The sequence below is a fragment of the Pectobacterium fontis genome, assembly GCF_000803215.1.
Taxonomy (GTDB): Bacteria; Pseudomonadota; Gammaproteobacteria; order Enterobacterales; family Enterobacteriaceae; genus Pectobacterium; species Pectobacterium fontis.
On record NZ_JSXC01000098.1, the window covers coordinates 1 to 620 of the forward strand.

Consider the following 620-nt stretch of genomic DNA (forward strand, 5'->3'; position numbering starts at 1 on the left):
GCGTCACCGCCAGCGACGGCGCGGCCTCGGTCAATACCATCTTTGCCCTGAGCGTCACCAACATCAACGATGCGCCCGTGGTCTCCGGCACCGTTCCGCCACAGACGCTGGCACAGGGCGGCAGCCTGAACTTCACGCTACCGTCAGGACTCTTTACCGATCCTGATGTCGGCGACACCCTGACGCTCAGCGCCACACAGGCTGACGGCACGGCGCTGCCTGCCTGGCTGACGTTTAACCCTGCCACCGGCACCTTCTCCGGCACGCCGGGCAGCGGTGATGTCGGCAACCTGAGCATCCGCGTCACCGCCAGCGACAGCGCGGCCTCGGTCAATACCACCTTTGCCCTGAGCGTCACCAACGCCAACGACACCCCCGTGGTCTCCGGCACCGTTCCGCCACAGACGCTGTCACAGGGCGGCAGCCTGAACTTCACGCTACCGTCAGGACTCTTTACCGATCCCGATGTCGGCGACCCCCTGACGCTCAGCGCCACACAGGCTGACGGCACGGCGTTGCCTGCCTGGCTGACGTTTAACCCTGCCACCGGCACCTTCTCTGGCACACCGGGCAGCGGTGATGTCGGCAACCTGAGCATCCGCGTCACCGCCAGCGACGGC

The 620-nt window shown here is 66.5% G+C and carries 1 protein-coding gene; it reads left to right on the plus strand.

Features of this window, described 5'->3' with window-relative positions; all coding sequences use genetic code 11:
• Window positions 1–620 (plus strand): putative Ig domain-containing protein (locus OI69_RS18755; protein WP_039354246.1); only part of this gene is annotated, 620 nt, incomplete at both ends.